The 24,507-nt window shown below is 70.2% G+C and carries 24 protein-coding genes; 15 read left to right on the forward strand and 9 right to left on the reverse strand.

Features of this window, described 5'->3' with window-relative positions; all coding sequences use genetic code 11:
• Window positions 1-93 precede the first annotated feature (93 nt).
• The 5 genes from ABN273_RS33865 to ABN273_RS33885 all read left to right on the forward strand — a co-directional run bounded on the left by ABN273_RS33865 (window position 94) and on the right by ABN273_RS33885 (window position 2,112).
• On the forward strand, window positions 94-483 hold the full coding sequence (locus ABN273_RS33865) for a DUF8711 family protein (protein WP_349453160.1): 390 nt from the start codon (window positions 94-96) through the stop codon (window positions 481-483).
• 46 nt (window positions 484-529) lie between these two features.
• Window positions 530-856, forward strand: coding sequence for a YidH family protein (locus tag ABN273_RS33870; RefSeq protein ID WP_349453161.1), 327 nt, complete (start codon window positions 530-532; stop codon window positions 854-856).
• 11 nt (window positions 857-867) lie between these two features.
• Window positions 868-1,203 (forward strand): DUF202 domain-containing protein, encoded by a 336-nt coding sequence (locus ABN273_RS33875; protein ID WP_349453162.1) that lies wholly within the window; start codon window positions 868-870, stop codon window positions 1,201-1,203.
• 49 nt (window positions 1,204-1,252) lie between these two features.
• A complete protein-coding gene (locus tag ABN273_RS33880; RefSeq protein ID WP_349453163.1) occupies window positions 1,253-1,582 on the forward strand; it encodes a hypothetical protein in 330 nt (109 codons plus the stop codon).
• A 101-nt stretch (window positions 1,583-1,683) separates the two neighbouring features.
• Complete coding sequence (locus tag ABN273_RS33885; protein ID WP_349453164.1) at window positions 1,684-2,112, forward strand: hypothetical protein; 429 nt, start codon at window positions 1,684-1,686, stop codon at window positions 2,110-2,112.
• A 3-nt stretch (window positions 2,113-2,115) separates the two neighbouring features.
• Here the strand turns inward: ABN273_RS33885 and ABN273_RS33890 are convergent, their stop codons facing one another.
• Entirely contained in the window at window positions 2,116-3,948 is a 1,833-nt protein-coding gene (locus ABN273_RS33890) for an ABC transporter ATP-binding protein (protein ID WP_349453165.1), read from the reverse strand.
• Window positions 3,945-5,726, reverse strand: a complete 1,782-nt coding sequence (locus tag ABN273_RS33895; protein WP_349453166.1) for an ABC transporter ATP-binding protein — start codon at window positions 5,724-5,726, stop codon at window positions 3,945-3,947. The genes ABN273_RS33890 and ABN273_RS33895 overlap by 4 nt, the downstream gene beginning before the upstream one ends.
• Window positions 5,727-5,878: 152 nt before the next feature.
• On the opposite strand from ABN273_RS33895, the gene ABN273_RS33900 reads away from it, so the two are divergent.
• From ABN273_RS33900 to ABN273_RS33910, 3 genes are all read left to right on the forward strand, one after another.
• Window positions 5,879-6,034, forward strand: coding sequence for a hypothetical protein (locus ABN273_RS33900; protein WP_349453167.1), 156 nt, complete (start codon window positions 5,879-5,881; stop codon window positions 6,032-6,034).
• A gap of 75 nt (window positions 6,035-6,109) precedes the next feature.
• Window positions 6,110-6,586 carry a nucleoside deaminase gene (locus ABN273_RS33905; protein ID WP_349453168.1) on the forward strand — a complete coding sequence of 159 codons (477 nt, stop codon included), beginning with the start codon at window positions 6,110-6,112 and terminating at the stop codon, window positions 6,584-6,586.
• A 53-nt stretch (window positions 6,587-6,639) separates the two neighbouring features.
• Complete coding sequence (locus tag ABN273_RS33910; RefSeq protein ID WP_349453169.1) at window positions 6,640-7,956, forward strand: sensor histidine kinase; 1,317 nt, start codon at window positions 6,640-6,642, stop codon at window positions 7,954-7,956.
• Between the two features lie 32 nt (window positions 7,957-7,988).
• On the opposite strand, the gene ABN273_RS33915 is transcribed toward ABN273_RS33910, so the two are convergent.
• Complete coding sequence (locus ABN273_RS33915; protein WP_349453170.1) at window positions 7,989-9,101, reverse strand: ferritin-like domain-containing protein; 1,113 nt, start codon at window positions 9,099-9,101, stop codon at window positions 7,989-7,991.
• An 88-nt stretch (window positions 9,102-9,189) separates the two neighbouring features.
• On the opposite strand from ABN273_RS33915, the gene ABN273_RS33920 reads away from it, so the two are divergent.
• Window positions 9,190-9,837 (forward strand): TetR/AcrR family transcriptional regulator, encoded by a 648-nt coding sequence (locus ABN273_RS33920; RefSeq protein WP_349453171.1) that lies wholly within the window; start codon window positions 9,190-9,192, stop codon window positions 9,835-9,837.
• 78 nt (window positions 9,838-9,915) lie between these two features.
• Here the strand turns inward: ABN273_RS33920 and ABN273_RS33925 are convergent, their stop codons facing one another.
• Window positions 9,916-10,377 carry an aggregation-promoting factor C-terminal-like domain-containing protein gene (locus ABN273_RS33925; protein WP_349453172.1) on the reverse strand — a complete coding sequence of 154 codons (462 nt, stop codon included), beginning with the start codon at window positions 10,375-10,377 and terminating at the stop codon, window positions 9,916-9,918.
• A gap of 421 nt (window positions 10,378-10,798) precedes the next feature.
• On the opposite strand from ABN273_RS33925, the gene ABN273_RS33930 reads away from it, so the two are divergent.
• On the forward strand, window positions 10,799-11,284 hold the full coding sequence (locus ABN273_RS33930; protein ID WP_349453173.1) for a glutathione peroxidase: 486 nt from the start codon (window positions 10,799-10,801) through the stop codon (window positions 11,282-11,284).
• A gap of 26 nt (window positions 11,285-11,310) precedes the next feature.
• On the opposite strand, the gene ABN273_RS33935 is transcribed toward ABN273_RS33930, so the two are convergent.
• Window positions 11,311-12,186 (reverse strand): alpha/beta fold hydrolase, encoded by an 876-nt coding sequence (locus ABN273_RS33935; RefSeq protein ID WP_349453174.1) that lies wholly within the window; start codon window positions 12,184-12,186, stop codon window positions 11,311-11,313.
• A gap of 2 nt (window positions 12,187-12,188) precedes the next feature.
• Entirely contained in the window at window positions 12,189-14,939 is a 2,751-nt protein-coding gene (locus ABN273_RS33940) for an ATP-binding protein (RefSeq protein WP_349453175.1), read from the reverse strand.
• 290 nt (window positions 14,940-15,229) lie between these two features.
• Here ABN273_RS33940 and ABN273_RS33945 point away from each other — a divergent pair, with 290 nt between their 5' ends.
• Window positions 15,230-15,625: a hypothetical protein gene (locus ABN273_RS33945; RefSeq protein ID WP_349453176.1), complete on the forward strand. Its 396-nt coding sequence runs from the start codon at window positions 15,230-15,232 to the stop codon at window positions 15,623-15,625.
• Between the two features lie 21 nt (window positions 15,626-15,646).
• Here the strand turns inward: ABN273_RS33945 and ABN273_RS33950 are convergent, their stop codons facing one another.
• Window positions 15,647-16,705, reverse strand: coding sequence for a LacI family DNA-binding transcriptional regulator (locus tag ABN273_RS33950; RefSeq protein WP_349453177.1), 1,059 nt, complete (start codon window positions 16,703-16,705; stop codon window positions 15,647-15,649).
• Window positions 16,706-16,885: 180 nt separating this feature from the next.
• Between ABN273_RS33950 and ABN273_RS33955 the strand changes: the two genes are divergently transcribed.
• Window positions 16,886-18,094, forward strand: a complete 1,209-nt coding sequence (locus ABN273_RS33955; protein ID WP_349453178.1) for an ABC transporter ATP-binding protein — start codon at window positions 16,886-16,888, stop codon at window positions 18,092-18,094.
• Window positions 18,095-18,234: 140 nt separating this feature from the next.
• Here the strand turns inward: ABN273_RS33955 and ABN273_RS33960 are convergent, their stop codons facing one another.
• A complete protein-coding gene (locus ABN273_RS33960) occupies window positions 18,235-18,984 on the reverse strand; it encodes an SDR family NAD(P)-dependent oxidoreductase (protein WP_349453179.1) in 750 nt (249 codons plus the stop codon).
• Window positions 18,985-19,018: 34 nt separating this feature from the next.
• Here ABN273_RS33960 and ABN273_RS33965 point away from each other — a divergent pair, with 34 nt between their 5' ends.
• A complete protein-coding gene (locus tag ABN273_RS33965; RefSeq protein ID WP_349453180.1) occupies window positions 19,019-20,161 on the forward strand; it encodes a PQQ-dependent sugar dehydrogenase in 1,143 nt (380 codons plus the stop codon).
• On the opposite strand, the gene ABN273_RS33970 is transcribed toward ABN273_RS33965, so the two are convergent.
• Window positions 20,121-20,456, reverse strand: a complete 336-nt coding sequence (locus ABN273_RS33970; RefSeq protein ID WP_349453181.1) for a carboxymuconolactone decarboxylase family protein — start codon at window positions 20,454-20,456, stop codon at window positions 20,121-20,123. The two genes, ABN273_RS33965 and ABN273_RS33970, sit on opposite strands and share 41 nt — an antisense overlap.
• Window positions 20,457-20,717: 261 nt before the next feature.
• On the opposite strand from ABN273_RS33970, the gene ABN273_RS33975 reads away from it, so the two are divergent.
• Complete coding sequence (locus tag ABN273_RS33975; protein ID WP_349453182.1) at window positions 20,718-21,398, forward strand: hypothetical protein; 681 nt, start codon at window positions 20,718-20,720, stop codon at window positions 21,396-21,398.
• Between the two features lie 10 nt (window positions 21,399-21,408).
• On the forward strand, window positions 21,409-24,414 hold the full coding sequence (locus ABN273_RS33980; protein WP_349453183.1) for an AAA family ATPase: 3,006 nt from the start codon (window positions 21,409-21,411) through the stop codon (window positions 24,412-24,414).
• Window positions 24,415-24,507 lie beyond the last annotated feature (93 nt).

A 24,507-nucleotide genomic window follows, 5' to 3' on the forward strand; every position in this document is an offset into this window, starting at 1 on the left:
GCCAGGTCAGCGCCGGATACCGCCGCTGCCGCCATTCGGCCGCGGCGGCGCCGGCACCGCCGCCTGCGCCGGATGCGCGGGTAGGGTCGAAGAATGCGACTCCTCAAGAGCCGGTTCTTTCCCCTGGCAGCTTTCGCCGTGTGCGTCTTCGCCGCGGGATGTGGCGAGGTCAACAACACCATCGACAAGGCCCAGGCGTGCCTCGAGGCCCCGAAGATCGTCACCGAGCTGGGCGCGCAGGTCACCAAGCTCACCGACGACCCCAAGGCCATGGACAAGGCCCTCGACGACGCCGCGACCAAGCTCAACGACGTCGCCGACAAGGCCGCCAACACCACGATCAAGCAGGCCTCCGACGACCTGGCCAAGACGCTGAGCGGGATCAGCGTCCAGAACGTCAACGACGCCGTGGACGCGGCCCAGAAGGTCGCGACCGAGAGCGCGGCCTACGTGGAGAAGGTGACCAAGGCCTGCACCGGCTGAATCCCGGCTTCTCTAGGGGAAATATGGACGAACTACCGTTTTTCCTATGGAGCCGGACCCGCGTTTCACCTTGGCCAACGAACGAACCTTCCTCACCTGGCTGAGCACGGCGCTGGCGCTCAGCGCGGGTGGGGTGGCCATGGCGGCGGTGCCGCCACACGTGTTCGTGCCGTGGATCCGTACGGCGCTGGCCGTCGTACTCGTGACACTCTCCGCGCTGGCGGCGGGCATGGCCTACCCGCGCTGGCGCCACATCCAGCGCGCCCTGCGCCAGCAGGCGCCGCTGCCGCCGCCCGCGCTGGCCGCCGTCTTCGGGTACGGCGTGGCGGCGGTGGCGGTGATCGCCCTCATCCTGATCATCCTGGCGGCCTGAGCGGCGTCGAGATGGCCCCGGAAGAGAAGATCTGGGACAGCGGGCTGCAGAGCGAGCGCACCCGGCTGGCCTGGGTGCGCACGGCCGTGGCGCTGTGCACCGGCGGCCTCGGCGCGGCCGGGCTGTCGCTCAGGCAGGGACTGCCCGTGCCCGCCGTAGCGGCCTTCGCGCTGGCCGCGCTCTGCGGCAGCGTGCTGCTCATCAGGACCGGGGCGCGGTGGCGCCGCGTGCAGGAGGCCCTGCACGGCGGCAGGCCCCTGGCCCCCGGGCTCGACGTGTTCTTCGCCTGGCTCGGCACGATGAGCGTGGTGGCAGGTGCTTTCACCTTTGTGTTCGTGGTCCGGTGACGCAGGTTGCGGGATGTGGAGAAGGGGGCACACACTCGAAGGTAAGGGGGTGACCTCGTTGGAAGAGGAACACAGGAGCGTGCCTCTCGAATGCCGCGGTTGCTGGCATGTCTGGGAAGAGGAATACATCGTCAGGCACGTCAACGATCATCACGGAAACGAGCGAGAGATCTGGCTGCGCGGCGGGTTGCCAGTGCTGCCGCCGTCGCCGGGCGCCATCATCTGCCCGCGTTGCGGCAGTCAGCAGGCCACGACGTTCCCGGATGGCTATCTGGCACACCATCCGGAGCTGATCCCGCCGGCCACGCCCCCGGCGCCCGACGAGACGCCACTGCGCAGCCCGGTCAAGTATCCGCTCTTCTATGAGCGAATATCCTGACACTTGGTAAGCATTTAATAGCGACAAGTGTCATAAGCCCGTCTTGCGGGCGTGCGGGGTCGGGCGGACACTCGGGGTCGAACGCCGATAGGGAACCGGGGGTGGTCCTGGTGGCCGACGGGTTCGAGACCCGCGAGACGTGGCCTTTCGAATGCCTTCGTTGCCTGTACGTCTGGGAAGAGGATTTCGTCGTCAGACACCTCACCGACGTCCACGGCAACGAGGTCGAGATCTGGCTCAGCTCGGGCGTGGCTGTGCCGCCGCCGTGGTCGGACACGTGCTGCCCGCACTGCGGCGCGTACCACGTGACGTCCTTCCCCTCGGGATACTTAACCCGACATCCCGAACTCCTGCCCGATCCCGAGCCGGAGCCCGCGCCGGTCTTCGCGCCCGCGGCCGGCGAGCCGGGCAGGATGTCCACACCGCGGACGAACCTGCCCGGCCGGTTGCTGATCGCGCTCGGTGTGCCGCTGGCGGTGTTCGTCGGCTACGAGCTGTACGTCAACGCCGTGGCCGTGGCACACCACTAGGGGCTAGCTGAGACTCTCCAGCCACGCCCGGTGCAGCCCGGCGAACCGGCCGGAGGCGGCGATGAGCTGGTCCGGCGGCCCGTCCTCGACGATCTCGCCCCGGTCCATCACCAGCACCCGGTCGGCGATCTCCACCGTCGAGAGCCGATGCGCGATGATCAGCGCCGTCCGGTCGGCCAGGATCGTCCGCAGCGCGCGCTGCACCAGCCGCTCGCTCGGCACGTCGAGGCTGGAGGTGGCCTCGTCCAGGATCAGCACGGCCGGATCGGCGAGGAACGCCCTGGCGAAGGCGACGAGCTGGCGCTGCCCGGCCGACATGCGGCCGCCGCGCTTGCCCACCTCGGTGTCGTAGCCGTCGGGCAGGCCCGAGATGAAGTCGTGCGCGCCGATCGCCTTGGCCGCCTCGCGCACGTCACGGTCGGTGGCGTCGGGCCGGCCGAACCTGATGTTCTCGGCGACCGTACCGCTGAACAGGAAGTTCTCCTGGGTCACCATGACCACGGCCTGGCGCAGCGTCGGCTCGTCCAGCGTGCGCAGATCGACGCCGTCGAGCAGCACGCGGCCGTCGGTGGGGTCGTAGAAGCGGGAGATCAGCTTGGCCAGCGTCGTCTTGCCCGCTCCCGTCGCCCCGACCAGCGCCACGCTCTGCCCGGCCGGGATCGTCAGGTCGAGACGGGGCAGGATCGGCATCTCCTCGACGTAGGCGAACCTGACGCCCTCGAAGCGCACCTTGCCGCGCGCCCTTCCCCGCGGCAGCGCCGCCGGCTCGCGCGGCTCCGGCACGGAGGGCTCCTCCTCCAGCACGCCCGACAACTTCTCCAGCGCCGCGCCCGCGGACTGAAGGGTGTTGTAGAACTGGCTGATCTCCTGCATCGGCTCGTAGAACTGCCGCAGGTAGAGGAGGAAGGCGGCCAGCACGCCGACCGTGACCTCCTGGTTGAAGGCCAGGTAGCCGCCGTAGATCAGCACGCCGCCGACCGTCATGTTGCCGATCAGCTTGATCCCGGGCATGAAGACCGCGATGAGCTGCATGCTGCGGGCGTTCGCGTCGCGGTAGTCGTCGTTGAGCTGCTGGAAGATCTCCTGGTTACGCGGCTCCCTGCGGAAGGCCTGCACCGCGCGGATGCCGGTCATCGACTCCACGAAGTGCACGATCACCAGGGCCACCGTCTCCCGCGTACGCCGGTAGACGATCGCGGACTGCCGCCTGAACCACCTGGTGAACAGCAGCAGCAGCGGCAGCGGGATCAGCGCCACCAGGCCGAGGTGGACGTCCAGCACCAGCAGCAGCGCCGCCGTGCCGAACATCGTCAGCACCGCCGTCACCAGCCCGTCGAACCCCGACTGGAGCAGCTCGGCGATGGCCTCGATGTCGGAGGTGAGCCGGGAGATGACCCGGCCAGAGGTGTACTTCTCGTGGAAGCTCAGCGACAGCCGCTGGAAGTGGTCGAACACCCTCCTGCGCAGCTCCAGCAGGATGCTCTGGCCGATCTTCCCCGACAGCCGCAGGAACGCCTGCCTGGTCAGCGCCTGCGTCACCGCGGCGGCCAGGATGACCCCGACCACGGTGAGCAGCGTGGCGGGGCCGCTGCCGCGCAGCATCGGCGGGATGCCCGCGTCGATGCCCACCTTGACCAGGTAGGGGATCGCGAGTCCCGCCAGGTTGGAGACGACGATGATCGCCGTCAGCAGCGCGATCTGCTTCCGGTACGGCGAGAGCAGGTCGCCCAGCAGCCGGCGGGAGCGCTCCCGCAGTAAGACGGAGACCTTCTCCGGCAGCTCGTCCTGGTCCTCGGAGGCGACGCCGCGCCAGGTCGTCGTGCTGGTGGCGGTCAACGCAGCGCTCCTTCCGTGGGGTCGAAGTCGGCGTCCTGGGCCAGCAGCTCCCGGTATTCGGGCACGTCGGCCAGCAGCTCGTGGTGGTGGCCGACGTGCGTGATGGTGCCGTCGCGCAGCAGCGCCACCTTGTCGGCGAGCAGCACGGTGGAGGCCCGGTGGGCCACCACGATGCCGGTGGCGTCGCGCAGCACGTGGCGCAGCGCCTCCTCCACCAGCGCCTCGGTCTCCACGTCGAGCGCGGACAGGGTGTCGTCGAGCACGAGGATCCGCGGCTTGCTCAGCACGGCCCTGGCCAGGGCGAGCCGCTGCCGCTGACCGCCGGAGAGCGACAGGCCCTGCTCGCCGATGCGGGTGTCGAGGCCCCACGGCAGGTCGTACACGAACATCGCCTGCGCGGTCTGGATGGCGTCGGCCAGCTCCTCCTCGGTGGCGTCGAGCCGGCCGAGGGTGAGGTTCTCCCGCACGCTCATCGAGAACAGCGTGGGCTCCTCGAACGCGGTGGCCACCACCGAGCGCAGGTCGGGCAGGGTCAGGTCGCGCACGTCGTGGCCGTCGATCGTGACGCGACCCTCGGTCGGGTCGATCAGCCGGGGCACCAGCGCGGTCAGAGTGGTCTTGCCCGAGCCGGTCGCCCCCACGACGGCGACCGTCTCACCGGGGCGCACGTCCAGCCAGACGTCGTGCAGCACCGGCTGGTCGGAGCCGGGGAAGCGGAACCCGACGCCCTCGAAGCGCAGGCGGCCGCGCGGCCGGTCGATGGTCTGCGTGCCGCCCTCGATGGCCGGCACGGTGTCCATGACCTCCATGACCCGGTCCGCGGAGGTCATGGCCTCCTGGGCCATGGCGAGGATGTAGCCGAGGCTCGCGATGGGCCAGACCAGCTGCAGCATCAGCGTCGTGAAGGCCACCAGCCCGCCGAGCGTGAGCGCTCCCGACCCGACGGCCAGCGCGCCGAACAGCAGCACCAGGGCGAGCGTGATGTTGGGGATCACCTCGAGGAAGGCGAAGAACTTCGCCGAGTGCCGCACCTTGTCCATCGAGGTGCCGTAGACCTTGAGCGCGGCGTCGTCGTAGGTGTCGTAGACGTGGTGGCGGCGGCCGAACGCCTTGATCGTCCGGATGCCGATGGCCGACTCCTCGACGAGCGTGGCGAGGTCGCCCTGCTCGTCCTGGACCTGGCGGGAGATCTTGATGTAGCGCTTCTCGAAGCGGAGGGAGACCCACACGATCGGCACGGCGGAGGCCGCGACGAGCAGGCCCAGCGGCCAGTACTTGTTCAGCAGCAGCACGGTCACCGTGATCAGCTGGAGCACGTTCATGACCAGGAAGAGCATGCCGAAGCCGAGGAAACGGCGGATGGTGGACAGGTCGGTCGTGGCGCGCGACAACAGCTGGCCGGACTGCCAGTCGCCGTGGAATCCCATCGGCAGGCGCTGCAGGTGCTCGTAGAGGTCGTCCCGGATCCGGGTCTCGAGCCCCAGCACGGGCGTGATCTGCGACCAGCGCCTGAGGAAGATCAGGAACGCTTCGACGGCGCCCACGCCCAGTGCCAGGAGCCCGAGCGGGAGTAACGCTCCGTGATCACCATGGAGGACGGGGCCGTCGATGACCTTCTCGCTGACGAGGGGCATGGAGATGCCGGCTGCGATGCCGACGACCGCGGTCAGCCAGATGAGGATCAGCCTGACGGCGTACGGGCGGAGGTAGGACTTCATCCGCCACAGGGAGTTGGAGGAGAGCAGGGGACGGCGAGGTATGTGCGTATCGGGAGGCATCCCTTCTAGGCTAATACGTGGGATCAACCGATTTTCAGTAGCCTCGCCGCGAGGTTTTCTGTCCATGACGTGCGCAAACAGTGAAACATCATGAATTTTCGGAGGACCATTATTTTTGATGTGACCTGTACGTGATTGGGTGGGAATCTTCTTTGTCCCTGCTCGACGTCATCTTCGTGAACGTGACCCCGCCCTCCGTCGGACGCGGCACGGGCGCCCCGCACCTTGCCGCACTCCAGTGGGTGGTCGACGCCTGTCAGCTCACGCTCGCCGACCGGCGGCACGCTCGGCGACCGGTACGGGCATGAACGCATCGTCACCACCACCGGCGGCTTCGTCTGCGCGGCCGTGCTCGCCTTCGCCACCTCTAGGATGAGTGCCTCATGATCGCAGAATCGGAGATGCCGCACCTGCGGCGCTGTGTCGAACTGGCCACCCGGGCGCTGGAGGTGGGTGACGAGCCGTTCGGCTCGGTGCTGGTCTCGGGCGACGGCGCCGTCCTGGCCGAGGACCACAACCGGGTGGCCTCCGGGGACAACACGCAGCACCCGGAGTTCGCCCTGGCCCGCTGGTCCGCGGCGCACCTGACGCCCGCCGAGCGCGCCGCCGCCACCGTCTACACCTCGGGCGAGCACTGCCCGATGTGCGCCGCCGCCCATGCCTGGGTGGGGCTGGGCCGCATCGTGTACGTGTCGTCGTCGGAACAGCTCGCCTCGTGGCTGTCGGAGCTCGGCGCTCCGCCGCCGCCCGTACGCACGCTGCCGATCCACGAGGTCGCGCCCGGCGTCGTGGTCGAGGGCCCGGTGCCGGAGCTGGCCGAGGAGGTCCACGAACTGCACAGGCGGCGCTTCCGCAGCTGACGGCGTATGCCGTTTTACCTGTGGTTTGTCCGGTCCGTGACAGAGTACGGACCATGGTGTTCGGCCGCTCCATCAGGGCCCGGATGACCATCGCGACGGTGGTGGTGTTCGGCGCCATCGTCTTCGCCTGGGTTGTGGCGATCTTGCTGACGTATCCTGCGCGGGCGCGGGCCGACCTGATCGACCAGGCCGACGACGCCAGCCGCCACCTCACAATGCTCATCAGCAGACAGCAGTTCACCGGCCCGATCCCGCCCAGGAAGGGCGTGTTCGTCATGCAGGTCGTGGACCGCGAAGGACGGGTGGTGGCCGCCAACGAGGGACTCACGGGCCGGCCGCCCCTCACCCGGGCCCGGCCCACCGGGGGCTACTCGCGGGTCCAGGACCGGGTGTGCCTGCCTGACGGGTGCCTGATCGTGGTGGGGATGAGCCACCCCGACAGCGTGTACGGGCCCGTCGTCGCCTACGCGGCCCTGCGGGAGCCGTTCCTGCTGAGATCGCCGTTCCTGCCCCTGCTCCTGTCCGGCTCGGCGGCGGTGATGGTGGCGCTGCTGGGATGGGGGGCCTGGTACGGGACCGGCCTGGTGCTGGCCCCCGTGGAGCGGATCCGCTGGGGACTGGAACGCATCAGCGCCCAGGACCTGCGCCGGCGCGTCGACGTGCCCCATACGGGGGACGAGGTCGCGCAGCTGGCCGCCACGGTCAACGACACCCTGGCGCGGCTGGAGGACGCCGTGGAACGCAACCGGCGCTTCGTCTCGGACGCCTCCCACGAGCTGCGCTCGCCGATCACGGCCCTCATGGTACGGCTGGAGGCGGGCATGGAGAACCCGGACGCGGCCGACTGGCAGGCGGCGTTCGACGACGCGCAGCGGCTATCGGACATAGTGCACGACCTGCTGCTGATGGCCCGGCTGGATGAGGGGGTGGAGACGGAGAAGGAGCAGCTCGACCTGGGGGTGCTGGTCGAGGAGGAGGTCGCGCGGCGTCCCAGCCGGCTGCCGCTGACCATGGACGTGGAGCCGGGGGTCTTCGTCCGGGGGAGCCGGCTGCGGCTCTGCCGGGTGCTGACCAACCTGCTGTCCAACGCCGACCGGTACGGCGACTCGCGGGTGTGGGTCTCCGTGCGGGGCCAGGGGGATCAGGCCGTGGTGGAGGTGCTGGACGACGGGCCCGGCATTCCCGTGGAGATGCGGGAGCGGGTGTTCGAGCGGTTCACCCGGCTCGATCAGACCCGGTCGCGGGACGCCGGGGGCAGCGGGCTGGGGCTCCCGATCGCCCGCGACATCGCCAGGGCCCACGGCGGGACCCTGGAAGTCGGGGACGGAGGGCCGAAGACCCGGATGATCCTGCGGCTGCCCCGCGATTAGCGCTCGCGACGCACCGGGCGGCCTGGAGGACCTCAGGAGCTGCCGAGCTCGATGGTCTCCGCCACCTCGGCGTGCCGCTCGGCCTCCTCCTGCGCGAACCGGTCCGCGTCGAGCTTGTCGGCGATCTCCTCGTCCTGCCGCATCAGCGCCTCCAGAGACTGACCGGCCAGCTCCAGCACGCCCATCTCCGCGTACGCCTGCTGCAGCCGGGGGCTCCACAGCCCGATGTCCTTCACGCACGGCACGATCCGGCTGAACAGCAGCGACCTGAACAGCCTCAGGTACTCCGAGTGCTCGGTGGCCTCCATGGCCTCCTCGACCTCGGACTTCGACAGGCCCAGGTGCTCCCACGTCTCGCGGCCGCGCAGCCGGTCGCGCATGAGGTAGCAGCCCTCGATGACGAAGTCCTCGCGCTCGCGCAGCTCGCTCTCCGACAGGTCCCGGTAGCGGTCGCGCAGCGCCATCCGGCCGAAGGCCACGTGCCTCGCCTCGTCCTGCATCACGTACGCGAGGATCTGCTTGGGCAGCGGCTTGGTGGTGATGTCGCGCATCACCCCGAACGCCGCCAGCGCCAGGCCCTCGATCAGCACCTGCATGCCGAGATAGGGCATGTCCCAGCGCGAGTCGCTCAACGTGCTGTCGAGCAGGGCCTTGAGGTGCTCGTTGATCGGGTACGCCAGGCCCACCTTCTCCTGCAGGAACCGCGCGTACGTCTCGGCGTGGCGGGCCTCGTCCATCGTCTGCGTGGCCGCGTAGAACTTCGAGTCGAGGTCCGGCACCGACTCCACGATCTTGGCCGAGCAGATCATCGCGCCCTGCTCGCCGTGCAGGAACTGGGAGAACTGCCACGCCGCGCCGTGCCGGCGTACCTCGTTACGGGTCTGCTCGCTCATCCGCTCCCAGAGCGGGGTGCCGTGGATGGCGATGGTCTGGTCGGGCACGCCGAGCACGTTGTACGGATCGACCTCGAGGTCCCAGTCGATGCGCTTGGCCGAGTCCCACTGCTTGTCCTTGCCCTTCTGGTACAGCGCCAGCATTCGATCCCTGCCGTCGTCGTACTCCCAGGTGAACCGGCTCGCGCCGGACATCTCGACGTCCCAGGTGGAGAGCTCTGCGGGGATGGTGTAGAGATCGTGCGTCGACATGGGGGGACCTCCGAGGGGGGCTACGTACACCGTACGTCCACGTTGTGAGGCTTGCACGTACGCCGTACGTGCGTCAATACAATGGGCTATGCCCACGGAGCCTTTGTCGCGGGGCCGCATCGTCGCCGCGGCCATCGAACTCATCGAGCGTGAGGGCGCCGACGCGGTGTCCATGCGGCGCATAGCGGCCGAGCTCGGCGTCGGCGTGATGTCCCTCTACAACCACGTGCCCAACAAGGACGCCCTGCTCAACGGGGTGGCCGAGGCGGTGCTGAGCGAGATCGAGTTCACCGACGACCCCGACGCCCATTGGACCGATCGGGTGCGCATGCAGGCGCGGGCGTTCCGGCAGATCGCGCACGACCATCCGCGCTCCACCATGCTCGTGGTCAGCCGCCAGCTCCACTCCACGGCCGGGCTGCTGCCGGTCGAGCGGGCGCTGGCGACGCTGCGCAGTGCCGGGTTCGACGGGGCGGACGCGGTCAGGATGTTGCGGATGTTCATCGCGTACATCGTGGGCTCGCTGCTGCGGGAGGTCGGGGTGACGCCCACGTTCGCGCCCGTACACAACCGGCTGGTCAAGGCCGAGAGCGTCGATCCTGCGCTGTTCCCCGAGGTCAGCTCGCTGGCGCCGCTGCTGGACCAGTGCGATCACGAGGCGGAGTTCGAGTTCGGGCTCGAGCTGCTGATCCAGGCGATCTCGGTGCACACGGGGCGCCGGGAGGGCACGCGGTAGCCGCCCTCGGTGCACGACGGGGGGATAGGGGAGGGCAACCGGCGAGTGTACGCCCCGGTTGCCCTCCGGTTCTCGTGCTCAGTACCAGTTGTGCGATCTCCAATGTCCCCAGGCGCCGCAAGGCCTGCCGTACCTCCCCTTGATGTATGCGAGTCCCCACCGGATCTGCGTCTCCGGGTTGGATTTCCAGTCGCTGCCGGCGCCCCGCATCTTGCCCGCGGGCAGTGCCTGTGGGATGCCGTACGCCCCGGACGAGCGGTTGTATGCCCGGTGGTTCCAGTTGCTCTCCCTGGTCCACAGATTGTCCAGGCAGCGGAACTCCTGAAGGTTCCACGATCGCTGGACGACCTGGTCCAGCGCGATCCTCTTGTTCTTGTTGGGCGTCGTCACCGGGATCCGGGGCTCCGCCGAGGTCGTCCACGTCTTGGTCCTGACCACGGGCGGGCGCTTGGCCCAGGCTGCCGGGGTGTCGATGGCGTTGATCACGGTGAACGTGGTGACGAAGATGATTGTGCCGCTGAGGGCGCGTTTGCTGTCCAAGTCGATCCTTGCTGTCGGGTCGCGTGCGGACAGGCGCCTCTCATCCGGCGCCCATGCCGGTCCGCGTCCGTGGCTCGGACGCGGAGGGTCCGCGCGGCCCTCCGGGAACCTTGCACCACCCGATCACGCTGGGTGGCCCGGAGGGCACCGCGACGTGTCCTCTAGCACGATTCCTATTACGGACGGTCACCGTGGGTCATACATCTCGACACGCGGTGGAGAGGTGTTTGCGTGATCGTTGCGCACAAAACTCCCTCCCGCTGCACCGCCCTTGCTCGCCCCGCCCGGCACCTGAGCCTCGCTTGCCGAAAGGCGCGACAAAGTATGAGGTTTGGCGGAGCATGAACAGCGGGTAACCGGTCACGCTGTGTAGCGTCTGTGGCGAACATCGCCGCGCGTCCGCCTTCTGTAGGGTCGGGACATGAGCATCAGTGACATCCAGCTCCGCACCCTCGACGACACCCCCACCACCCTGGGACAGCTGGCGGCCGGCCAGGCCGTGCTCGTCGTCAACGTGGCCTCGCGATGCGGCCTCACCCCGCAGTACGGCGCGCTGGTCAAGCTCCAGGAGCAGTACGGCCCGCGCGGCTTCACCGTGGTGGGCATGCCGTGCAACCAGTTCGCCGGGCAGGAGCCGGGCACGGCGGAGGAGATCCAGGAGTTCTGCTCGGCCACGTACGGGGTGGACTTCCCGCTGTTGGAGAAGGCCGACGTCAACGGCCCTGACCGGCACCCGCTCTACGCCGAGCTGACGCAGGCCCCCGACGAGCAGGGCGAGGCGGGCGACGTGCAGTGGAACTTCGAGAAGTTCCTCGTGGACCGGGAGGGCAGGGCGGTCGCGCGCTTCCGCCCCCGCACCGCCCCGGACGACCCGGCGATCACGTCGGCCATCGAGAAGCTGCTCTGAGGGCACGCGGGCCCGGCACAGCGCGGCTAGTCCGCCGTGTGCGCGAGGACGGCCGCGGCCAGTTCCTCGTGCACCTCCGGCGGGAGGGTGTGCCCCATCCCCGCCACCATGAGCAGCCGCGCCCCAGGGATCCGGTCCGCGATGATCGCCCCGTGGCCCGGCTTGGCGGGCTCGTGGGTGCCCTCGATGACCAGGGTCGGCGCCTTCGCCCGGTCCAGCACGCCCACCGGCTCGAAGTCCGGCCTGGCCATGGCGGCCAGGCGGTGGTTGGCCACGGCGGCCAGGTCGCGGGCCCGGTCGTGGATGCGCTCCTGCAGGCGGCGGGCGGCGTCCTCGTCGAACGGCAGCCCGGTCCCGTGCAGGACGCGCTGCTCCGCGATCATCCGGTCGATCTGCTCGCGCCGGTTGCCGGGCGGCGGGGCGGCGAACAGCCCCTGGTAGAACGCCACGAACTCCGGGGCCGGCTCCGGCAGGCTGCCCTCCGGCTGAGGCTCGCCCATCAGCGCCCGCATGATCACCGCGCCCTCACCGCCGCCGAGCGGCGAGGAGCCGATGACGGTGAGCGTCCGCACGCGCTCCGGCCGCTCCACCGCGATCAGCTGCCCGAGCAGCCCGCCCGCCGAATGGCACACCAGGTGCGCGCTCTCCAGGCCATGCGCGTCCATCACGCGCAGCAGGTCGTCCTTGATGTCGTCCCATGTGTACGGCTCCTTCTCGAAGTCAACGGTGTCGGACCGGCCGGTGTCGCGGTGGTCGTACCGGATCACCCGCCGCCCGCCGGCGGTCAGCCTGCCGACGAACTCGTCCGGCCACAGGACGCCCTGCGACATCGAACCCATCACCAGCACGATCGGCGCGTCGGTCGCGGCGCCGAACTCTTCACTCCAGATGTTCGGTTGCATGCTCAAAGCATGTCCTGGGGAGCCACTGGCGCCTTCCGTAGAACTACTAGGCGCGCGAGTTCGGTACGGGTCCCGATGCCGAGCTTCGGGTAGATCTTGTACAGGTGGTACTCGACCGTCCTGGGGCTGAGGAAGAGCTGGGCGGCGATCTCCTTGCTGGACAGGCCGTCCGCGACCAGGCCGGCGATCCGCAGCTCCTGGGGCGTCAGCAAGTCGAGCGCCGCGTTGCGCGGGGCCCGCGCGCTCTCGCCCGCCGCCCGCAGCTCGCTCTGCGCCCGCCGTGCCCACGGCTCCGCGCCCGCCCGCTGGAACGTCTCGTACGCCGCCCGCAGGTGCCTGCGCGCCTCCCCCGGCCGGTGCGCCCGGCGCAGGCGCTCGCCCAGCAGCAACCCGGTCCTGGCCGACTCGAAGTCGTTGGCGTGCAGCCGCAACGCCTCCTCGAAGGCGGCCGGCGGCTCGTGCGCCCCGTCGCCGGCGCCGTCCGCCGCCACCAGCGCGCGGCAGCGGGCAAGGAGTGCGCGGGACTCCGGCGTGCCCGCGTGCGCCGACCAGCGCTCGTACGCCTCCAGCGCCGCCTTCGCCACGTCCGGGTCGCCCGCGCCCACGGCGGCCTCGATGCGGTCGGGCGTCGAACGCCACACCACGGTCGGATGCCCGGCCCCGGGACCGGCGGCCGTGATCGCGGTGAACCGCTCGTGCGCCGCGGCGTACCGGCCGAGGCCCAGATCGAGCATGGCCAGCGCGTACGCGGCCGTCCCGGCGCGCAGGCCCACCCGATGGGGGATGGCGATGGCCAGCGCGTCCCGGGCGTACCGGCGGCAGGCCTCCTCCTCGCCGCGCAGCGCCGCCACGACCGCGAGGTTGGCCAGGTGCGCCGCCACCGTGTTGGTGTATCCGGCCTCGCGGGCCAGCTCGAGCCCTTCCTCCGCGATCGCCTGGCTCTCGGCGAGCCGTCCGGCGATCCGCTCCGCCGTGGCCACGAACTCCAGCACCACGGGAAGCTGTCCCACCATCCCCGACATCCTGGCCAGCCGCCCGGCCCGCTCGACCAGCTCGGCCGCCAGGTCGGCCTCGCCCAGATAGCTGGCCGCCGCCGACGCCCACATGAACTCCGCCGGCTCGCCCAGCTCGTCCACCTGCCCGAGCGCCCGCCTGAGCAGGTCGTGCCCGCCGGCGCCGTCGAGCATCGCGCCGATTCCCACGATCACGTCGCGCAGGAACCCCTCGGGGAACGCCGCCGCCTGCCGCCCGATCTCCACGATGGCCGCCGTGTCACCGACGTACGAGGCCGCCTCCGCCGCGTCGGCCAGCATGCCCAGGCTCTCGCCCGCCCGCAGGATCCGCACGGCCTCGGCGGCGTCGCCGGAATTGAGCTCGAACCGGCCACGCAGCTGGGCGAGCTCCATCGCCAGCGCGGGGCTCGAGCCCGCGTGCTCGCGCGCCTCGGCCAGCAGGGACTCCGCCTGGCCCGGCCGGCCGCCGAGCCAGGCGTTCACGGCGGCGTCCTTGAGGCGTCCGGCTCGGGTGAGAGGCGAGGGGGTGAGCTCGGCGGCCCGGGCGAGGGCGGTGGCGGCGTCGCCGAACCCTCCGCGGTCGCGGGCCCGCATCGCGCTCTCGGCCAGCGCGGCGGCGACGACCTCGTCAGGGCCGAGAGCGGCCCCGGCCAGGTGCCGGGCCCGGCGGTCGCCGTCCGTCAGCTCCGCCAGGGCCGCGTGCGCCTCCCGGCGGGTGGCGGGGGCCGTGGTCTCGTACACCGCCGATCGGATGAGGGGGTGGCGGAAACGTACGTGCGCACCCGAGACCGTCGCCAGTCCGGCGGCCTCCAGCTCACTCAGCGTCGTCCGGCTCGTGCCCAGCCGGTCGGCGGCGCGGAGCACGAGATCGAGGTCGCCTTCGACGGCGGCCACGAGGGCCAGCAGCCGCGCCGGTGCGGACAGCGCGGCCACCTGTTCGCCGAAGAGCTGCCTCCCGCCGGGCAGCGGGTCGGGGAGCGGCTCGCGTCCGGCGAGCTGTCCCGGCGTCAGCCGCCTGACCGTCTCGCGCAGGGCCAGGGGGTTGCCCCCGGTCAGCCCGACGAGGTCGTGCCTCACCCGCTCCGAGACCGCCCGGCCGGCTTCCTCCCGCCCCGCGCCGCCGTCCGTCGTGGCCTGCGCCGAGAGGAGCCCGGCGCCTCCGTCAGTCGGGGCCTGCGCCGAGAGGAGCTCGGCGGCAGCGGCGTCGTCCAGGCCGCCGACGTTCACCGACGGCAGGCCCTTCACCGGCGCGTCCCCGCGTACGGCGAGCAGCATCGCGATGCGCTCGGTGCCCAGCCGCCTGGCCGTGAACAGCAGCGCGTCGGCCGAGGCCCGGTCCACCCACTGGAAGTCGTCGACCACGCAGATCAGCCCGTCCGGCACCGCCGCCTCGGCCAGCAGCGACAGCACGCCGGCCGCCAGCAGGAACCGGTCGCCGGACGCCGCCAGCCCGAGCGCGCCGCGCACGGCCTCGCGCTGCGGCTCCGGCAGCGTGTCCAGCAGGCCCACCACCGGCCGCAGCAGCTGGTGCAGCGCTGCGAACGCCAGGTCCGACTCCGGCTCCACGCCGGTGGTCCTCAGCACCCGCATGGCGCCGCCCCGTGCGGCCGCCAGGTCCAGCAGCGCTGTCTTGCCCACGCCCGCCTCGCCGCGCAGCACCAGAGCGGTCCCACTGCCGTCGAGCGCCCGGGCGATCACGTCGTCAAGTGCGGCGATTTCCACCGTTCTGCCGTAAAGCACAACAGAACACTGTATTGCCGGCGCAGGAAACCCCTTCGACCGTTCGCGGCCCAGCACGACGACCGGCGTGCGGGTGGCAGGGTGATCCTGTTCACCTCCGGTGGCCCGGCTGGTCCGCTGGCTCGCCTCCGACGAGGCGGCGTGGATCACCGGGCAGGTGATCAACTCCGAGGGAGGCTTCCCCCGCTGGGTCTCGTGATTCCTGCCCCGCGGCCACACCGGTGCCCCGGCCCGCTGACCGAAACGATTAAGGCCTTCTGTGCGCTCTCGGCACAGGTCAGACTGATCGTGTGGCAGATGTCATCCAGGCCGAGCGCATGCCGGCCACCGTTCGGGTCGCCAGGTTCGTCCTGACCCTCAAGGTGGCGTTCGGCATCGTGGGCCTCGCCTTATTCGGCGCCATCATCTTCGCCTCTGCGGGCGTCGCGGCCATCCTGCCGCTGCTCCCTCAGGTCGCCGTCACGGCGCTCGAGGGCTGGTTGCTCTCCCGCTGGATGTCGCGGAGGAAGCCGGTGCGCTGGGGCGTCGTCGCCATCGAGGTGGCCTCGGTCGGCGCTCACCTCACGCTTGTCGCGATCGACAGCGACTTCGGCTGGACCAGCCTGCTCTCCCTGAGCGTGCTCTTCCCGCTGGCGGTCGTCATCCCGCTGCTCATGCCTTCGGCAGGACGGTGGTTCGACCGCTGACCCCGGTCGGGGGCGGGCCCTTCACCGGTGCGGGCCGCAGCTGCCCCTGATGATGAGCTCCGTCGGCAGGACCACGCTCCGCGGCCTCCTGCCGACCGCCCGGAGCACGAGCTCAGCCGCCCGGTAGCCCATGTCCCTACCGGGCTGGGCGATCACCGTCAGGGGCGGCGAGCACAGCTCGGCCCAGGGCACGTCGTCGTACATCACCAGCGACACGTCCCTCGGCACCCGCAGGTCCAGCTCCCTGGCCGCCAGCACCGCCGCCTCCCCGAGCACGTTGCCCCCGGCGACCACGGCCGACAGGTCGGGGCGGCTCTGGAACAGGCCCGAGGCCGCGGCGTAGGCGGAGTCGCGGCTGCCGGTGCCGAACACGACCAGCTCCTCGTCCACCGGCGACCCCACCGCCTCCCTGAACGCGGCCACCCGGCGGTCGTGTCCCGGCCCGCCGAGGAACGCGATGCGCTTGTGACCCAGGCCGCGCAGGTAGCGCACGGCCGTGCGGATGCCGGCCCGGTCGTCCGCCACCACGGCGGGCACGTCCAGCGGGCGAGCCTTAGGGGCAGGGGAGAGGCCGTCGAGGGCCATGAGGTCGGCGATGGCCGCCGCCCCGGCATCGTCGTGGGACGGCTGGACCGGGAGACGGTCGGCGAAGACCACCGTCATGCCCGCGCGGATCGCGGGGGCCCAGGTCTCCGCGTCCCCCGACGGCACCGCTATCAGGCGGTCCACGCTCTGCTCCAGCAGCATGCCGATCAGGTCGGCCTCCTGCTCCGGGTCGCCGCCCGTGGAGCCGAGCACGACGGGCTCGCCGGCCGATCGGGCGCAGGCGAGCACGCCCTCCGCCAGCTGGCCGTAGAACGTGTCGGTCAGGTCGGGGACGAGCAGGCCCATGCCGCCCGTGCGGCGTTGGCGCAGGTTGCGGCCCAGGGCGCTGGGGCGGTAGTCGAGCTGGGCGGCGACGGCCAGCACGCGCTCTCTGGTCGCCGGACTGGCCGAGCCGCCCGACAGCACCCGGGACACGGTCGCGACGCCCACACCCGCCGCCTCGGCCACGTCCTTGATGGTCGCCCGCTTTTCCATGGAAACGATTCCATCATGGTTTTCGGAATATCGGAAGACTCCCGAATCGACAACGGCTGGTCACGCGGCAACCCTTGACACCGATGTCCGTTTCGGGTGAGATGCTTGAAAACGTATCCACGTGAGTGGGTCACGGCAACAACATCCGGGCACCCCCGCCCTGGAGCGCGAAGGAATGTCATGGCATCCATCGTTCTGACGAACGTCGACAAGGTCTACGCCGGTGGCGTAAAGGCTGTGAACGGGCTCAACCTTGAGATCAAGGATGGCGAGTTCATGGTGCTGGTCGGCCCTTCCGGTTGCGGTAAGTCGACCGCTCTCCGGATGATCGCGGGCCTCGAGGACATCAGTGGCGGCGAGATCGCCATCGGCGACAAGGTGGTCAACCACCTGCCGCCCAAGGACCGCGACATCGCGATGGTCTTCCAGAACTACGCGCTCTACCCGCACATGACGGTCGAGGAGAACCTCGCCTTCGGCCTCAAGCTCCGCAAGATGCCCAAGCCGGAGATCCAGAAGCGCGTCAACGAGGCCGCCAAGATGCTCGGCCTGGATACGTACCTCAAGCGCAAGCCGGCCGCTCTCTCCGGTGGTCAGCGCCAGCGTGTCGCCATGGGCCGCGCCATCGTGCGTGAGCCGCAGGCCTTCCTCATGGACGAGCCGCTGTCCAACCTCGACGCCAAGCTCCGCGTCTCCATGCGCGCCTCGCTCAACACCCTGCACGAGCGCCTCGGCGTCACCACGGTGTACGTCACGCACGACCAGGTCGAGGCCATGACCCTCGGCGACCGCGTCTGCGTGCTGCGCGACGGTCTGCTGCAGCAGGTCGACACCCCGCAGAACCTGTTCGACAAGCCGGTCAACCTGTTCGTGGCCGGGTTCATGGGCTCGCCCTCGATGAACTTCGTCACCGCCGAGCTCGTCCGCGACGGCGGCGCCGCCGTCGCCTTCGCCGACATCAAGCTGCCGATCCCCGACTCGACCTTCTCCGACAAGCCGGGCCTCGACCAGTACGTCGGCAAGAAGATCATCCTCGGCATCCGCCCGTCGGACTTCGAGGACGCCACCTCCGCCGGCAACCACGCCAACGGCTGGGCCACGCTGCCGGTCAAGGCGGAGGTCACCGAGGAGCTGGGCTCCGAGATCAACGTGCTGTTCCTGATCGACGCCCCGCCGGTCGAGCACGCCGACACCACGGCCGCGCAGGACAACGACGACGACGAGGCGGCGTTGCCGCTGGTGGGCGACAAGTCCCTGTGGACCGCCCGGGTCAACGCGCGCAGCCACGTCCGTCCCGGCCAGAACATCGACCTGGTCGTCGACACGCACAACCTGCACTTCTTCGACCCGGCCAGCGGCCTGTCGATCGGCCACGAGGCCAACCGCTAGCCGCCACTGTCTCCTGGATCCCGGTCGTGAGCCCAGCTCACGGCCGCTAGGGCCCCCACCGCGACCCCCTCCCGCGGCGGGGGCCCGTTCCTGTGCGCGCTCCTCGGCCGGCCGGAGGGGCCCCGGTACGGACTACGGACTCAGCGGCCGATGCTCGCCGACACGCGGGACTGCAGGCTGCGCGGCACCAACTTGCCGAGCGCGACGATGGCCTTGTAGCGCAGGTCGGGCACGGACACCCGCTTGCCCAGCGCCAGGTCGCGCATCGCCTCCCGCACCACGTCGTCGGCCTTCAGCCACAGGAACCCGGGGATCCCCGAGGTGTCCATCGAGGCCCGCTGGTGGAACTCGGTCCGCACGAAGCCGGGGCAGAGCGCCATGATCTTGATGCGCGGGTTCCCCACCTCGTTCGCGGCGGACTCGCTGAAGTTCACCACCCACGCCTTCGACGCACTGTACGTGCCGCGCGTGAAGAAGGCCGCCACGGACGCCACGTTGACGATCGCGCCCCGGTCGCGCTCCCTCATGCCGGGCAGCGCGGCCAGCGTCAGCCTGAGCACCGCCTCGCAGTGCACCCTGAGCATGCGTGCCTCGTCCTCGACGGGCACCTCGGGGAAGCGGTCCGTGTGCCCGAACCCGGCGTTGTTCACCAGCAGGTCGACGCCGTCGCCGATCCTGGACTCGACCCTGGCGAGCCCCTCCTCGGTGCCCAGGTCGGCGGGCAGCACCTCGGCGGCCACCCCGTACCTGAGCTTGAGCTGGCCGGCGCTCTCGGAGAGCCGGCGCTCGTCGCGGGAGACCAGGACGAGTGAGAAGCCGTCGGCGGCCAGGCGCCGGGCGAAGGCGGCGCCGATGCCGGTGGCCGGGCCGGTGATCAATGCGGTTGGCATGCCTGAACCCTAGCGCCGTGCGAGGATGGGCGTCGTGCGACGCGTCGCGGCCGTGGCCCTCCTCCTCGTGGCCCTCCCCGCCTGCACCGGCGAGCGGCCCCCGCCTGCCCCGCACACCCCGGAGGCGAGCGTCACCGTGCCGCCGGAGCCGGCGGAGACGACACCGCCGGAGCGTGGCGGGCTGCGGTTCAAGGAGATCGCCAGGCTGGAGCAGCCGGTGGCGTTCGCCGTGCGCAAGGGCGACGAGCGGCTGTACATCGCCGAGCAGACCGGCAGGCTGCGCACCTCCGACGGCGACACGGTGATCGACCTGTCCCGCGAGGTGAGCGGCGGCAACGAGCAGGGCCTGCTCGGCGTGGCGTTCCACCCCTCAGGCCGGTGGGTCTACCTCGACTGGACCGACGCGCAGGGCGACACGCACGTCACCGAGTGGGCCTTCGACGGCACGAAAGCCACGGGCAGGCGCGACGTGCTGACCCAGGACCAGCCGTACGCCAACCACAACGGTGGCCAGCTCGCGTTCGGGCCCGACGGCCAGCTCTACATCGCCCTCGGCGACGGCAGCGCCGGAGACCCCCACGGCAACGGCCAGAGCCTGAAGACCTGGCTCGGCAAGATCCTGCGCATCGATCCGCGCGGTGGCCGGCCGTACAAGGTGCCCGAGGACAACCCGTTCGTCGGCCAGGAAGGCGCCAAGCCGGAAATATGGGCCTACGGGCTGCGCAACCCCTGGCGGTTCAGCTTCGACCGCGACACCGGTGATCTGTGGATCGGCGACGTCGGCCAGAACGCGTGGGAGGAGGTCGACCACCAGCCGGCGGGGTCGCTGGGCGGCGCGAACTACGGCTGGAACGCCCGCGAGGGCAAGAGCCGCTACCGGGGCCCGAAGGAGCGCGGGATGGCCGACCCGGCGATCGTCTACCCGCTGAACGAGGGCGGCAACTGCTCGGTCATCGCCGGACACGTCTACCGCGGCAGGAAGATCCCCTGGCTGCAGGGCCGGTTCCTCTACGGCGACTTCTGCGCCGGATGGATCAAGGCCGCGCGCGCCGACCGGCCGGCGGACGCGACCGAGATCGGGAAGGTCGAGCAGCTGTCGTCGTTCGGCGAGGGCCACGACGGCGAGCTGTACGCGCTCAGCCTGCGGGGCCCTCTCTATCGGATCGAGCCTTCCTGACCCGCTCGATCAGCTTCTCGACCTGGTCGTTCAGCTGGCTGCCCCGGGCCCAGCCCGCGTAGTGCGTGAGGAAGACGACCACCTCGCGCAGCTCGGCCTCGGTGAGCTCGCCGGTCCGCAGCGCGGCGTCGAGCTGGACGTCCGTCTGCTCGTGGAGTCCCTGGCCGACGAGCAGCCCGAGCAGGATCAGGCGGCGCTCCCTCATCGACAGGACCGGCCTCGACCAGACGTCGGCGAACTGCCGCTCCGCAGTCATGCCGAAAGAATCGACGGTCTCCATTGCGGGCTCTGACATTGTGCGCTCCCGGGGCGGTCGGAAGGGATCCTCATATCTTTCGCTACTTCCTGAGTTGAACCAATGGGGGTTGCATGAACGTTGTAGTAGCCCCATGTCACGGAGCGCGCCACCGCCGATACCAGGCCGTAGTCGATCTGTAACAAGTAAAGCCAATGCACGGCCAAGATTTGGTCAAGATTTTTAACCGTGCGCTGGGCTCATTCCGCCTGAAAGCGGGCACAACAACTCCGTTGGTCCGTAAAGCGGAGGTAAGCCCTGGTGAAAAAGGCACGGGGTTTGATCGCGGTCACGGTCGCGGTCCTGATGCTGTCCGCGTGCGTCGGACAGCCCGATTTCCACTACGTACGTGACAAGGCCGGCACCACCTACTTCAAGGTGCCGTACTCGTTCACGCAGCTCAACGCCTATCCCATCGAGCTGTACCTGTCCGGCGACCACCCGAACTCGGAGGCGGCCCTGCTCCGGGCCCAGCGGGTCTGGTCGACGGCCTTCGACCAGTCCGCGGAGCCGTCGGTCAACCACTTGCTCGGCTCGACGGACCCGTTCGTCTACGCCACCGTGCACCAGCTCTCCGAGGAGCAGCGGGACACGATCTCGCTCAACCGGCTGCGCGACTTCGTGCTGCCGGTGACGAGCCAGGTGCGCGAGCTCTACGTGCAGCAGGCCGTGGCGACGGGCCAGCCGCCGATGTTCCGGAACTTCGAACTCCTCAAGGACGAGGTGCTGACCCTGGACGACGGCGCCAGAGGGGTCCGGGTCCGCTTCAACTACCAGATCGGCAACGACGTCCAGACGTTCGACCACACCGCCATCCTCGACGAGAAGGGCGCCACGGTCTCCGTCATGCTCATCGGCTGCCAGTCCATCTGCTTCAGGAAGCGCGCCGCCGAGTTCGACAAGATCGAGAGTACGTTCAAGCTGCTCCGGCTGCCTGGATGAGGGAGCACCATTGACCACGACCGTTCACCACGAGGGGCTGCGTGCCCCTGGCAGCGGGCCCTCCGATCCCGAATCCGTGACCAGGAAGAAGATGCAGTTCTGGGATCGGAGCAAGTTCCTCATCGCCCTGGTGCTCGCCTACTTCATCCTCACGTGGAAGGTGATGGCCGACTTCCAGGGCATCGTCATGTTCCCCGAGGCCGCACTGGTGATCGCGAACGCGTACCAGTGGATCTTCTGGCTGCTGGGCGTGGAGGTCGTGCGGCAACTGCACTTCTTCGTCAGCGAGCACTGGTCGGCCTACCACCGCTTCTGGAGCCAGAAGGTCTTCGGCGGCTTCGAGCGCTGGACGCACCGCCGCTTCGACGACTGGACGAGATACCGCCTCTCGCGGGCGCTCAAGGTGGCCTTCTTCGTCGTGCTGATCGCGCTGGTGCTGGGCGCGGTCATGGACGTCAGCCCGTTCGTGGCGGTGATGCAGGCCCCGGCGCTGCTCTGGCAGGCGATGCCGTTCCTGATCCAGATCATCTTCCTGTTCTTCGTGATCATCATCCAGTTCGTGGGCCTGTTCTGGTTCCTGTCCAGAGGCGGCGTTGAGACGTACTTCCCCGACGACATCAAGACCCGCTTCCACGACGTGTGGGGGCAGGACCACGTGGTCGAGCGCGTCCGCGAGAACATCGTCTTCCTGGAGCGGCCCGACGAGATCGAGCGGCGCGGCGGGTACGTCCCCAGCGGCCTGCTGCTGTGGGGGCCGCCGGGCACCGGCAAGACCCTCATGGCCGAGGCCGTGGCCGGCGAGACCGGCAAGCCGTACGTGTTCGTGGATCCGGGCGCGTTCACGAACATGTTCATGGGCATCGGCATCCTGAAGGTCAAGTCGCTGTTCAGGAAGCTGCGCAAACTGGCGCTCAGGTACGGCGGCGTGATCGTCTTCTTCGACGAGGCCGACTCCCTCGGCAAGCGCGGCCGGCTCGCCCAGCAGGGCCCGCCCGGGCAGGGCGGCTTCTCCGGGCTGTCGGGCCTCAACGGCTGCCACGGGCTCAACTACCTGTCCGAGGAGACCCGCCAGGTGCTGGCCTTCCGCGGCGCCCGCGACGCCGGTGAGGAGCCGGGCCGGCGCAACCGCTTCATCATGGGCGGCGGCATGATGAACAGCGGCGACCCCGGCACGCTGCAGGCGCTGCTCACCGAGCTGTCCGGGCTCAAGAAGCCGCGCGGGTTCTTCAACCGGCTCGTACGACGGCTGCTCGGCATGCGGCCCAAGCCGCCGCCCAAGTACCGCATCCTCGTCATGATGGCCACGAACCGGCCCGACGCGCTCGACGAGGCGCTGCTGCGGCCGGGCCGCATCGACCGCATCTACAAGGTGGGCTACCCGTCCAAGGCGGGCCGGGTGCGCACGTACCAGGGCTATTTCGACAAGGTGTGGCACGAGCTGACCCCCGAGCAGATCGACAAGCTGGCCACCATCACCCCGTACGCCACCGGCGCCACGATCAAGGACCTGGTCAACGAGTCCCTGATCACCGCGATCAGGGACGGCCGCGAGATCATCACCTGGTCGGACGTGCTGCGGGCCAAGCGGCTCAAGCAGCTCGGCCCGCCCGAGGACGTCGAGTACATCGAGCGCGAACGGCACGCCGTGGCCGTGCACGAGGCCTGCCACGCCGTGGTGGCGTACGTGACCCGCTTCCACCTCGAGATCGACATCGCCACGATCGAGAAGGGCGCCGACTACCTGGGCATGGTCGCCTCGATCAAGCCGGAGGACCAGTTCACCAGGTGGAAGTCCGAGCACGAGGCCGACATCATGGTCTCGCTGGCCTCACTGGCCGGCGAGCGGATGTTCTTCGGCGAGGACAACTCCTCCGGGGTCTCCGGCGACCTGTACTCGGCCACGTACCTGACCGCCATGATGGAGTCGTACTGGGGCATGGGCTCCGGCGTCACCTCACTGCCCGCGCTCCAGGAGCTGGAGATCATGGGCGGCAAGGCGGTGCGCAAGTCCCGCCCCGGCGGCGGCGCCATCGGCATCACCGACAGGGAGCCGGTCCGGCGCGAGCCCGACCTGACCCCCGACGTGCTGGGGGAGCGGATCGAGTTCAACCTGGTGCGGCTGCTGGAGAAGACCGAGGAGCTGCTGCAGGAGCACCGCAGGGAGGTGCTCTGCGTGGCGCACGCGCTGGAGACGCACAAGACACTCAACGGCGACGACGTGGTGGCGATCATCCGCAGGGAGCCCGGCCCGCTCATCGACGGGACGATCTACGCCTCCGACGAGCTCTACCAGGAGCTGGAGGACTACCACCGCGACGCGGCCAGGGCGCACAAGGAGCACAGCCACATCGAGCGGGACCTCCCGGGACCGGGGGAGGAGCCGGTGGAGCTACCGCCGGTCTCCTACGGCGGTCCCGGCGTGCAGGCCGTCCAGCTGACGGCGCCGCCGACCCCGATGATCCAGGCGCCGCCCGCGGCGGCCGCCGCTCCTGCCGCCCAGGGCGGGCACGCCGAGCCCTCCGACCGGCCCGAGTTCGTGCCGTGGGCGGCGGCGACTCCGCCCGCGCGGCCCGTCGTCGTGGGGACGCCCGCCCCGTCTCCCGCCGCGCCCCCCGCCCCATCTCCGGCCCTGTCTCCGGCCCCGTCTCCTGCCCCGCGCCGGCGCGCGGGCCGGGTCTGGCTGGTCGTCGCCAGCCTGCTGGGGCTGGTGGCGCTGGCCATCATCGCGGCGCTCGCGGTGACGGGCACGGTGGCGGGCGGTGGCACGAACGCGACGGCCTCGGCCGTGGCCTCGCCCGGGCTGCTGCTCCTGCTGTTCATCGTGGTCGTCGCGGTGATCGTGGGCGCCGGGCTCGCGCTCGTCGCGATCAGGGGCGTACGCGCCGCGCAGGCCAAGGCCGAACGCGAACGCGACCAGGCCCACGCCCGGGCCCAGCTCCTGGCCGCGGCGATGGACCCGGACACGGCCATGCGCCTGCTGGGCTACGACGGCAACGGCACGGAGGGACGTACCTGAAAGAATGACGGGGTGCCACAGCACCCCGTCATCGTCGTCGAGCGTTAACACAGATCTGGCCTGATTAACACGGCGTTCACATATGGGCAAAAA

The sequence above is a fragment of the Nonomuraea sp. B19D2 genome, from assembly GCF_040137845.1.
In the GTDB taxonomy this organism is placed as follows: Bacteria; Actinomycetota; Actinomycetes; order Streptosporangiales; family Streptosporangiaceae; genus Nonomuraea.

What these genes read in the sequence shown, in the direction of transcription:
- ABN273_RS33895 (WP_349453166.1), bottom strand. Translation starts at nt 5,726, where the DNA reads ATGCCTCCCGATACGCACATACCTCGCCGTCCCCTGCTCTCCTCCAAC.
- ABN273_RS33955 (WP_349453178.1), top strand. Translation starts at nt 16,886, where the DNA reads ATGGCATCCATCGTTCTGACGAACGTCGACAAGGTCTACGCCGGTGGC.
- ABN273_RS33905 (WP_349453168.1), top strand. Translation starts at nt 6,110, where the DNA reads ATGATCGCAGAATCGGAGATGCCGCACCTGCGGCGCTGTGTCGAACTG.
- ABN273_RS33875 (WP_349453162.1), top strand. Translation starts at nt 868, where the DNA reads ATGGCCCCGGAAGAGAAGATCTGGGACAGCGGGCTGCAGAGCGAGCGC.
- ABN273_RS33935 (WP_349453174.1), bottom strand. Translation starts at nt 12,186, where the DNA reads ATGCAACCGAACATCTGGAGTGAAGAGTTCGGCGCCGCGACCGACGCG.
- ABN273_RS33915 (WP_349453170.1), bottom strand. Translation starts at nt 9,101, where the DNA reads ATGTCGACGCACGATCTCTACACCATCCCCGCAGAGCTCTCCACCTGG.
- ABN273_RS33930 (WP_349453173.1), top strand. Translation starts at nt 10,799, where the DNA reads ATGAGCATCAGTGACATCCAGCTCCGCACCCTCGACGACACCCCCACC.
- ABN273_RS33910 (WP_349453169.1), top strand. Translation starts at nt 6,640, where the DNA reads ATGGTGTTCGGCCGCTCCATCAGGGCCCGGATGACCATCGCGACGGTG.
- ABN273_RS33950 (WP_349453177.1), bottom strand. Translation starts at nt 16,705, where the DNA reads ATGGAAAAGCGGGCGACCATCAAGGACGTGGCCGAGGCGGCGGGTGTG.
- ABN273_RS33865 (WP_349453160.1), top strand. Translation starts at nt 94, where the DNA reads ATGCGACTCCTCAAGAGCCGGTTCTTTCCCCTGGCAGCTTTCGCCGTG.
- ABN273_RS33920 (WP_349453171.1), top strand. Translation starts at nt 9,190, where the DNA reads ATGCCCACGGAGCCTTTGTCGCGGGGCCGCATCGTCGCCGCGGCCATC.
- ABN273_RS33870 (WP_349453161.1), top strand. Translation starts at nt 530, where the DNA reads ATGGAGCCGGACCCGCGTTTCACCTTGGCCAACGAACGAACCTTCCTC.
- ABN273_RS33970 (WP_349453181.1), bottom strand. Translation starts at nt 20,456, where the DNA reads ATGTCAGAGCCCGCAATGGAGACCGTCGATTCTTTCGGCATGACTGCG.
- ABN273_RS33960 (WP_349453179.1), bottom strand. Translation starts at nt 18,984, where the DNA reads ATGCCAACCGCATTGATCACCGGCCCGGCCACCGGCATCGGCGCCGCC.